The sequence below is a fragment of the Blastochloris sulfoviridis genome (genome assembly GCF_008630065.1).
In the GTDB taxonomy this organism is placed as follows: Bacteria; Pseudomonadota; Alphaproteobacteria; order Rhizobiales; family Xanthobacteraceae; genus Blastochloris; species Blastochloris sulfoviridis.
Genome location: NZ_VWPL01000018.1, coordinates 69,237 through 77,213, shown reverse-complemented (window position 1 = coordinate 77,213; position 7,977 = coordinate 69,237). Strand labels below are relative to the sequence as shown.

8 protein-coding genes and 1 pseudogene are annotated in these 7,977 nt (G+C 61.4%); 7 read left to right on the top strand and 2 right to left on the bottom strand.

Annotated elements, in window-relative coordinates; genetic code table 11:
• A pseudogene (locus tag F1193_RS17480) lies at positions 1-175 on the top strand (ISAs1 family transposase); the annotation flags it as partial.
• Here F1193_RS17480 and F1193_RS11225 read toward each other — a convergent pair.
• A complete protein-coding gene (locus tag F1193_RS11225) occupies positions 172-666 on the bottom strand; it encodes a hypothetical protein (protein WP_150097777.1) in 495 nt (164 codons plus the stop codon). The pseudogene F1193_RS17480 and the gene F1193_RS11225 overlap by 4 nt on opposite strands.
• Before the next feature lie 834 nt (positions 667-1,500).
• On the opposite strand from F1193_RS11225, the gene F1193_RS11220 reads away from it, so the two are divergent.
• Positions 1,501-3,057: a tetrathionate reductase family octaheme c-type cytochrome gene (locus F1193_RS11220; RefSeq protein ID WP_210247361.1), complete on the top strand. Its 1,557-nt coding sequence runs from the start codon at positions 1,501-1,503 to the stop codon at positions 3,055-3,057.
• The gene (locus F1193_RS11215; RefSeq protein ID WP_210247360.1) at positions 3,042-3,752 is read left to right on the top strand and encodes a cytochrome b/b6 domain-containing protein; all 711 of its coding nucleotides are present in this window, start codon (positions 3,042-3,044) and stop codon (positions 3,750-3,752) included. The genes F1193_RS11220 and F1193_RS11215 overlap by 16 nt, the downstream gene beginning before the upstream one ends.
• A gap of 81 nt (positions 3,753-3,833) precedes the next feature.
• Here the strand turns inward: F1193_RS11215 and F1193_RS11210 are convergent, their stop codons facing one another.
• Complete coding sequence (locus F1193_RS11210; RefSeq protein ID WP_150097775.1) at positions 3,834-4,112, bottom strand: hypothetical protein; 279 nt, start codon at positions 4,110-4,112, stop codon at positions 3,834-3,836.
• A gap of 561 nt (positions 4,113-4,673) precedes the next feature.
• Here F1193_RS11210 and F1193_RS11205 point away from each other — a divergent pair.
• The 4 genes from F1193_RS11205 to F1193_RS11190 are packed head-to-tail and all read left to right on the top strand — an operon-like array spanning position 4,674 to position 7,977.
• Positions 4,674-5,555, top strand: coding sequence for a CoB--CoM heterodisulfide reductase iron-sulfur subunit B family protein (locus F1193_RS11205; RefSeq protein WP_150097774.1), 882 nt, complete (start codon positions 4,674-4,676; stop codon positions 5,553-5,555).
• Positions 5,556-5,564: 9 nt separating this feature from the next.
• On the top strand, positions 5,565-5,804 hold the full coding sequence (locus tag F1193_RS11200; RefSeq protein ID WP_150097773.1) for a 4Fe-4S dicluster domain-containing protein: 240 nt from the start codon (positions 5,565-5,567) through the stop codon (positions 5,802-5,804).
• Between the two features lie 11 nt (positions 5,805-5,815).
• Positions 5,816-6,997 (top strand): 2-oxoacid:acceptor oxidoreductase subunit alpha, encoded by a 1,182-nt coding sequence (locus F1193_RS11195; protein WP_210247359.1) that lies wholly within the window; start codon positions 5,816-5,818, stop codon positions 6,995-6,997.
• A complete protein-coding gene (locus tag F1193_RS11190; protein ID WP_150097771.1) occupies positions 6,994-7,977 on the top strand; it encodes a thiamine pyrophosphate-dependent enzyme in 984 nt (327 codons plus the stop codon). Before F1193_RS11195 ends, F1193_RS11190 begins: the two co-directional genes overlap by 4 nt.

Here is a 7,977-nt window from a genome sequence, read left to right as displayed (position 1 = left end):
CGACCTGTCGCGCTACCGAACCGGCCATGGCGCCAAGAACATGGCCGTCGTCCGCCGCTTCGCCCTCGGCCTCGTGCGGGCCAACACGGACAAAGGCAGCGTCAAAACCCGCCGCAAATGCGCCAGTTGGGACCCAAACTTCCTGATGCAGGTCCTCCAGCTCAACCCTCGTTAACCCGGATTCCCCGCCGTCTCGGCACGTTCAGCCGGCGATTGACTCGGAACCGACCATTCGCCGGTGTTGATCCGACTGAGCCCAGCGCCAACGGTGTAGCGGTATGCGGCGTTGGCGACGCTCTTGGCCGCATCCTTCAGCACCACAGGCAGCGCGGCAAGCCCAGCGACGCCACGCACAACACCAGCGCCGGCAGATTTGGCGATGTCGGTCGCGGTGTCGGGCGAGCCGCCAGGGGCCGGGGCTTCGGCTTGCGATGACGCAGCGGCGGCATACTTCGTCCACGGCCCTTCCGCTAGCGCCAGCGCCTCCGGCGCATTCTGGTACTTGGTCCACGGGCCAGCCGCCGGTGCAATTTTCGGCGCGGCGCGAAGCTGCTCCGCGGTCACGCCCTCGGATGCCACATAGGCGTCTATGTCTGCCTCTGGCGCGCCGAGGCTGATCATCTTCGAGATATTCCGCTTGATGCGGCCGTAGTCAGGATCAGCCATCACTCAGGCACCGGATTCGATTTGAGGGGCGCCGATGGAAGGAATCGACCGACCTGTGATGCCTCTTTCGGGATCCTCTCATTCGGATGCTGAAACCCGATCCTGACGTTCGGTCCTGGCGTTCGGTCCTGCAATGCGATTCCGGCCGATCAGGCTGGTGGCCGTCCCGCCGACAAAACGATGTCTTCATGCATTCATATGTGATAGCATTCGTATGTAACCATATAAAAAACCGGTTCCGGCCAACGGACCGGGAGAAGAGTGCGACGCACGCATGAACGGCTGTCGCGTCAAGGGGGAAAGGCCATGATCGTCAAGTTGTCAAAGGCAAAACCATCACCATGTGACCAGCACAGGTGCTCCGGCTCGGGAGTCCCAGGGCCCGTTCATCGGGTAGCGGCGAAGCCACGCTGAGAAGCGCGCGGTACCGCAGATTTGGCGGGCCAGGGCATCAGGTCGGCGGGCGGTGGCGCTGTGGGATTCAGCGCGGCTGAAAGGCGCGACTGCCGCTGATCGGAACGCCTTCAGGTTTCGTTGCGTCCCCGTTCCCGGAATGCCGGGGCGTGCCGTTTGCTGGACGCGCCCGCATTTGCCCGCAACTGCGCCAACTCTTCAGCCGCGCTGTCGATACCGGCCGGGGATTTTCCACGGCTACCTCGCGCGTCGAAACGTCGCGCCGCGAGGTCCGCAGACATACGAACATAATGGGAAGACAGGACAATGGCATCGACGCACCCAATTGTCCCTTTGCTCTTCATCGCCACACTTGGTTGGAACGCAACGGCGATTGCCGCGACGGCGGAGCATTCGGCACCGGCTGCGAAGCTGCAGCCGGTGGCCGACCAGAACTCCGGATCCCTGTCAGGCGGCACGGCCGACCACACCAAGTTCGAGGCGCTGAAGGGGCCGTTCCAGACCGGCGCGGATGTCACCAAGGCGTGCCTCACCTGCCACAACAAGGCCGGCGAACAGGTGATGAAGTCGGTCCACTGGACGTGGGACTATCGCAATCCGCGCACTGGCCAGCTTCTGGGCAAGAAGAATGTCATCAACAACTTCTGCACCAACGCCCGGGGCAATGAGGGGATGTGCGCGCAGTGCCATGCCGGCTACGGCTGGACCGACGCGACCTTCGACTTCACCGACCAGGCCAGGATCGATTGCCTGGTCTGCCACGACCGCACCGCGACCTATTACCGGCTGCCGAACTCGCGCGGGAGCGCGATCTGCGGCGTCTTGTTCGAAAACCTTGCGCCGATCGATTTCGCCCACGTTGCCCAGAATGTCGGCCTGCCGGGGCGCGAGAACTGCGGCACCTGTCATTTCAACGGCGGTGGCGGCGACGGCGTCAAGCACGGCGACCTCGATTCCTCCCTCACCCGACCGTCGAAGGCGCTCGATGTGCACATGGCCGTCGCCGGCCCCAACTTCGCCTGCACACAGTGCCACGTATCGAGACATCACCAGATTGCCGGCAGCCGCTACGACATGGTGGCACACGACGAGACCGGGCTCGGCAAGCCCGGGGCGCGCCGAGACGTCGCGACCTGCGAATCCTGTCACGGCACTACCCCGCATCCCAAGCTCAGCCTGATCGGCTGGCAGCTCAATCATCACGCCGAGCGGGTCGCCTGCCAGACCTGCCACATCCCGCGCATTGCCCGCGGCGGTGTCGCCACCGTCACCGACTGGGACTGGAGCACCGCCGGCCGACTGATCGACGGCAAAGGCTATGCCGAGGAGAAATACGTCCAGGCCGACGGAACGCCGCGCCATACTTACTGGTCGATCAAGGGCAATTTCAAATGGGACGAGAACTTCGTGCCGACATACCAGTGGTTCGACGGCCGCATGGTCTACACCACCGCCGACACCAAGATCGACGCGAAGCAGAGCCCGGTGCCGATAAACGTCGTCAAGGGCGATCCCGGCGACCCGAACTCGCGCATTTGGCCGTTCAAGCAAGTCCGCACCAAAGTGCCGTGGGATCCCGTGAACAAGACGCTGGTCTTCAATCACCTGTGGGGAGATGACGACACCGCCTTCTGGGGCAATTTCGATTTGGTCAAGTCGGTCTCCGCCGGCATGAAGCTGGAGAACCGGCCGTTCTCCGGAACACTCGGCTTTCTCGACACCGTCTCGAACTGGCCGATCACCCACATGGTGGCGCCCAAGGGCGACGCGGTCGGATGCGGCGAGTGCCACAAGCCCAAGGGCCGGCTCGCGGCGATCACCGGCGTCTATCTGCCGGGTCGGGACGGGTTCGGCTGGCTCGACACGCTCGGGATCATCGCACTCTCCCTCACGCTCGCCGGCATCGCTGCTCACGCCGCGATCCGCCTTGCTTTGCGCTTCAAAATCATATGGAGGCCCGAATGGAGGCCGAAATGAGCCAAGCTTCGGCCGTGCCGCCGCCCGGCATCCCCCAGCCGCGCCGCTCGGTGATGATCTATACCCGTTATGAGCGGTTTTGGCACTGGTCGCAGGCGGCGTTGATTTTCATTTTGGCGGTGTCGGGTTTTGCGGTGCACGGATCGTTCACGTTGATGGACTTCCGCACCGCGGTGCTGATCCATTCGAGCGCAGCCGTTGCGCTGATCGTGTTGTGGATTTTCACCACCTTCTGGCACTTCACCACCACGGCCTGGCGCCACTATTTGCCCGACGTCCGCGGGCTGCCCGCCGTGATCCGCTTCTATGTCTGGGGGATTCTCGTCGGGGCCCCGCATCCGTACTCGAAAACCCTGAAGCGCAAGCAGAACGCGCTCCAGTCGCTGGCCTACCTGTCGTTCATGGTGATCATCGGGCCGGCGCTGTGGGCGAGCGGCATCATCTATCTCGCCTATCCGCTGTGGGGGCAGTGGGCGACCGGGATACTTGGCCTGCCGACGGTCGTCTTCGTCCACACCGCGGCAGCCGATCTGATGATGATTTTCGTGATAATCCACATCTATATGACGACCACCGGCAAGACGTTCACCCACTACGTCAAGACGATGATAACCGGTTACGACACGATCGAACTGACGCCTGCAGAGGCCGCCTATCTCGAGGAGGAGGAAGTGAGCCGCCTCGCGAAATCGTAATTCGGCGCAAGCGCAGTTGCTTTCGGAGCTGTTCGTCAGCAACAGCCTGACCTGCCGCGACAGCCTTGCTGTCGCGTGTCATCAGGCTGAAGGCCTGTTTGGAAGCCCGATGTCCATCATCGCAGGCCACAACCTGCGCCGCGCCAAGATCGTCATTTCGCAGCATCCGCGCCGAGCGAACCCATCCGGATTGATGCGGAGCGGTGAAAATGGCGCCATCTCATCGAGACCTTCTTCAACAAGCGCAAGGCGTTCAGGCACATCGTCAGGCGTGCCGACAAAGCCGACATCTGTTGCAGCGCCATCATTCACCTCGGCGCAGCCGTCATGGTTTCCCACCGAATCTGAACGAGGTCTCATTCGGATATTCACGCACACAGTCCGCGGCCCACGCAATTGCCGCCGAAAACTCGTTTGACGATTAGTTCCTTGACGAAAGCGTCTTTGAGGACCGCGATAGCGGCGTCGAAAAGTCGATTGGCAGCCAGCCTTGCTGTAATCGCACTGCGATAAACACAGACGTTCGCTTGGCTCACGTTAGCTCAGTCGGGTGCATGGCTCGCGCGTCCGCCTTGCAGCGATACGGGGAAGCTCAATGTTAAAATTGTACAGAAGTACCGGGAAATAGCTCGAGAGACATCTTGTAAATCCAGGATGTGCAGCGCAACAATTTCGACTGCGCTCGCGAACAAATCTCCTGTTCGTTTGCTTTAGATCAAGGCATTTAGTTTCGCTTATTCGAATATTCAAAAAAACTGAATAGCGGTAGCGCAGTGAGCGGCGCTAATAAAGGAGATGTGACTTAACTTCCGCTTGCGGAAGTTAAAGCAAATGATATGCAAACGCAAAGGAGGAGAGTCCTTTGCGGTGCGAATGTGTCTGACCAATTCGTTGTGTTTTCTTACGGCCGCGGGGGTAGACATGAAGCTGAGCTACTATCCTGGCTGCACAATGAAGAACCGCGCCGGAAACTTCGAGGAATCTCTCCTTTTTTCGATGCAGCGCCTCGGCGTTGAGATCGAAGAGCTCAATCGCTGGAACTGCTGCGGTACCGTCCTGTCCCTGTCGGAGGACGACTCGATGCGCCAGCTCGCGCCGGTGCGCAACATGCTTCGCGTCAGGGAGGCCGACGCCTCGCGCGTCATGACGGCGTGCTCAATGTGTTATAATACACTTAAACGCGCCAACGACCGGGTCAAAGCCGATCCGGTTCTCCTGAAGCGCATGAACGCCTTCATGACCGATGAGGCGACCGACTACGACGGCGATGTCGAGGTCGTTCACACGCTCGAGATTCTGCGCGAATTCAAGGCCGATTCGAAAGCCATCTCCACGAGGGTCGTCAAGCCGCTGAACGGCCTGCAGGTCGCGTCCTATTATGGCTGCCTGCTGGTGCGGCCACGCTCGATCGCGTTCGATGATGTGGAGAATCCGGTTCTTCTCGATGATCTGATCCGCACGCTGGGTGGCAGACCAGTCGACTGGTCTCATAAGGCGGAATGCTGCGGAGCCTATCAGACTGTCGACAAGCCGAAAGTCGTCGCCGACCGCACCTATCAAATCCTGTCCGATGCGAGGGAGCAAGGCGCAGACGTGATCGCCGTCAGCTGCCCGCTCTGCGCCTTCAACCTGGACCACCGCCAGGAGGTCACCCGCCGCATGTACCCGGAATTCGAGGGAATCCCCGTCGTCTATTTCACCCAACTCATGGCGATCGCCTTCGGCTGCGACGAGCGCATCCTGAAGCTCGATCTGCATGACAATTCTCCCCGTTCTATTCTAGCGGAGAGGGGGCTTCTCTAGGGGATTGCAATGTCATTCGGCAAGCTCAAGAAAGCGTATGGCAGGATTACCATCAACCCGAACTGGTGCAAGGGATGCGGCTTTTGCGTCGAATACTGCCCGACCGACGCATTGGAAATGTCCAATGCATACAATGCGAAGGGCTATCACCCCCCGAGGGTGAAGAACGCCGACGAATGCCGGGATTGCAAGTTCTGCGAAAAGGTTTGCCCCGAATTCGCGATTTTCGTGACGACTGATCAAAGATGAAGGACACACGCGTGGCCGAATCTCCCAAGACGGTTCCAGCAGATCCACGGGGCGTTCTGACAGGCCGCCACTTCATGGACGGCGACCATGCGCTCGCCGAAGGCGCGCTCGCCGCCGGCTGCCGTTTCTTCGCGGGCTATCCGATCACGCCCTCCACCGAAACGGCTGAGCGTTTCGCCGAGCGTTGTCCGGAAGTCGGCGGACTCTTCATCCAGATGGAAGACGAAATCGCCTCGATCACGGCAAATGTCGGCGCGGTGTGGGGCGGACAGAAGGTGATGACCGTCACGTCCGGTCCCGGATTCTCACTGATGATGGAAACCTTCGGCCTTGCCTGCATGATGGAGACCCCGATGGTCGTTGCCGATGTGCAGCGCACCGGCCCCTCCACCGGCCTGCCGACGCTCACCGCCCAGCAGGACATGATGCAGGTGCGCTGGGGATCGCATGGCGATTATCGCATCATCGCGCTGGTGCCGGACTCGCCGCAGGAATGCTTCGATCTCACCATCGAAGCCTTCAACCTCGCGGAAATCTATCGTGTTCCCGTCTTCATCATGACCGACGAGACGGTCGGCCACATGCACGAAAAGGTGGTCATTCCGCCGGCCGAGGACATCCGCATCGTCGAGCGCAACTGGTACATGGGACCCAAGGAAGATTACCGGCCCTACGACTTCAACGGCAGGACGGCCGCGCCGATGGTCAAGGCGGGCGATGGCTACCGCTTCCACACCACCGGCCTCACGCATGACGAACGTGGCTATCCGGCCCTGACGCCGGACATGAACAAGCAGGTGGTCACACACCTCATCGAGAAGATCGAGTCCAACGCGGACAAGATCATCCGCACCGAGGAGGATGGCATTCAGGGCGCGGATGTCGTGGTGGTGTCCTACGGCATTTCCTCGCGCATCGCCATCCGCGCCATTCAGCAAGCGCGCAACGCCGGCATCAAGGTCGGCATGCTGCGGCTCATTACGGTGTGGCCGTTTTGCGAGACGAAGATCCGCAACCTCGCCCGCAACGTGAAAGCCATCGTGGTTCCGGAGCTGAATTACGGGCAGGTCGTCCTCGAGATCGAACGCTGCGCCGCAGGCCAGTGCAGAGTGATCAGCGTCAATTCCTGCGGCGGCGCCGTCCACGATCCCGAAGAAATCCTCGCCGCCATCAAGGAAGGGGCGAACCAATGAAAGGTGCAGAGCCGGCCCCCGAATATTCGACCGACGACAAGGCCTTCCGCGAGCAGAACCCCATGGCGGAGTTCCTCCGCATGGAGCGGATGCCGCATATCTGGTGCCCTGGCTGCGGCATCGGCACGGTCGTCACCTGCTTCGTCGAGGCGATCAAGGCCAGCGGCTATGACCGCGACAAGATTGCGGTGGTCTCCGGCATCGGCTGCTCGGGCCGCGTCGCGGGCTATGTGAAGTTCGACTCCTTCCACACCACGCATGGTCGCGCCATCCCCTTTGCCACCGGCCTGAAGCTCGCCAACCCCGAACTGAAGGTCGTGGTGATCTCGGGCGACGGCGACCTCGCCAGCATTGGCGGCAACCACCTCATTCACGCCGCCCGCCGCAACATGGACCTCATGGTCATCTGCATCAACAACTTCACCTACGGCATGACCGGCGGACAGGTGACGCCGACGACGCCGACCACGGCAAACGCCTCGACGACGCCCCACGGCAATTACGAGACGCCCTTCAGCCTGCCCTTCCTGGCCGATGCCTCCGGCGCGACGTTCGTGGCGCGCTGGACGGCGCTTCACGCCCACAACATGACGCAGACCTTCGGCAAGGCGCTGAAACATCGCGGCTTCGCCTTCATCGAGGTCATCGCGCCCTGCACCACGCTCTATCAGCGCCGCAACAAGCTCGGCGATGGGCTGGATGCGATGGACTATTACAAGGAGAACGCGGACATCCAGCATGGTGCGGATACGCGCTCGGTCGGCATCAGTTTCCAGGGCGACATCGCCTTAGGCAAGTTCGTCGAGCGGCAGAAGCCCACCTTCCTCGACGCCGTCAACGACCATTACATGAAGGTCCTCGGCGACAGCTATCAGCTCTATGGCAAGACCACGGCGGAGCTCCAGAAGGAGGCGGAGGAAAGGGCGCGGCTGTCCGCCAGCAAGGAGGCCGAGATCCTTGAATGCGGAGCGGATGACTAG